Source organism: Collinsella sp. LCP19S3_H3 (assembly GCF_052119145.1).
Taxonomy (GTDB): Bacteria; Actinomycetota; Coriobacteriia; order Coriobacteriales; family Coriobacteriaceae; genus Collinsella.
This window is the reverse complement of sequence record NZ_JBQKFW010000044.1, coordinates 1-640: the sequence shown is the minus strand read 5'-3', so window position 1 is coordinate 640 and position 640 is coordinate 1. Positions and strand designations below refer to the sequence as shown.

1 protein-coding gene is annotated in these 640 nt (G+C 66.2%); it reads right to left on the bottom strand.

The genetic code is table 11. From position 1 onward, the window contains the following. The coding region (locus ACTQZF_RS09220; RefSeq protein WP_441555111.1) for a DNA methyltransferase at positions 1 to 640 on the bottom strand (640 nt) is incomplete at both ends.

Genomic DNA, 640 nt, shown 5'->3' with positions numbered 1-640 from the left:
CATGGCCAACGCCAGCCGCGCGATCTGGGCGGCGCGGGGGTCGATCTCCATGCCGTGCAGGTTCCTGGACAGGACGAGCCCGGGGATCTCGCGCTCGCGGTAGCCGCGCTCAAGGTACATCTTGGCCAGCAGCTCGAAGGCGTAGACCAGGATGTGGCCCGAGCCGCAGGCCGGGTCGCACAGGGAGATGTCCTCGGGGCCGGCGATCCTGATGAAGTCCTCGTGCTCGGAGTCGGGCTCGATGTAGTACTCCATCTGCTCTCGCAGGGGGCTCGCGGGGTTGTTGAGCATCCACAGGCGCCCCAGCGAGTTCTGCACCATGTAGCGCACGATCCAGTCGGGCGTGAACAGCTGGGTGGCCGGGCCTATGGTGTCGGGAGTCTCCTTGGCCTTGGAGGCGAAGAAGGCGTCCTTGACCTCGGAGTTGTAGTACTGGTACATCCATCCCAGGATCTGGACGTCTTCCCAGTCCTCCTCGTCGATGTCGCCCACCATGCGGCCGATGACGCCGTCCGTATCCATGAGGTTTGCCGGCAGCAGCAGCGCCATGCACTCGTCCACGGGCTGGAACACGCCGGGCAGGCACCCGGAGAGCTCGGCGCACTGGGCCAGGAACAGGTAGCGGAACAGCGGCCCGTCC